We start from the raw sequence: 554 nt of genomic DNA on the forward strand, positions 1-554 counted from the left end.
TAAACTAATTAACAGCATAGCAATTGACGCATGAATCCCAATAGCTGTTAAAAAGTCAACTATGTCTCTCATCAAGGATGCGATTCCTACTATGTCATTAGTAATAATTAATAACGGAGCTAGCCTTAGAGCAAGTACGGCTACAACCGTAAAAATAATGCCCCACACCGCATTTTTTTGCCACTGAGCATTTTTAGTTATCATAGCTGCTGATAACACAATACAAGCAAATAGAAAACCAATTATGAATACATTGAATGCTATATTCACTCCAATCGGAATATAGCTCTGTATCCCACCCAAAACTCCATTGGCTAACTCTGTAGATGGTTCGTTTTCTCGTTGATATTCTATATATTTATTAAAATATTCTACATTGAAACTTTGTGCTGCTAGTAATAATGAACTCAATCAATCACACTCCTATAACTGAATTGATTTTGAAAATTTCACTTTTAAAGAACGATGATGTACACGCATGCAATCTTCTTCAACAGTTACATGAATGCTAGAAGTGTGTTCTTTTGTATAACGTTGAACTACATGACAAGTTG

At 34.1% G+C, this 554-nt stretch carries 1 protein-coding gene; it reads right to left on the reverse strand.

What is annotated here, in order from left to right; genetic code table 11:
- A partial coding sequence (locus tag RCF13_RS25265; RefSeq protein ID WP_308141646.1) for a hypothetical protein occupies positions 1-411 on the reverse strand: 411 nt, incomplete at its 3' end.
- Positions 412-554 lie beyond the last annotated feature (143 nt).

Origin of the sequence: Stenotrophomonas maltophilia group sp. RNC7, assembly GCF_030910085.1 — a bacterium.
Lineage (GTDB): Bacteria > Pseudomonadota > Gammaproteobacteria > Xanthomonadales > Xanthomonadaceae > Stenotrophomonas > Stenotrophomonas sepilia.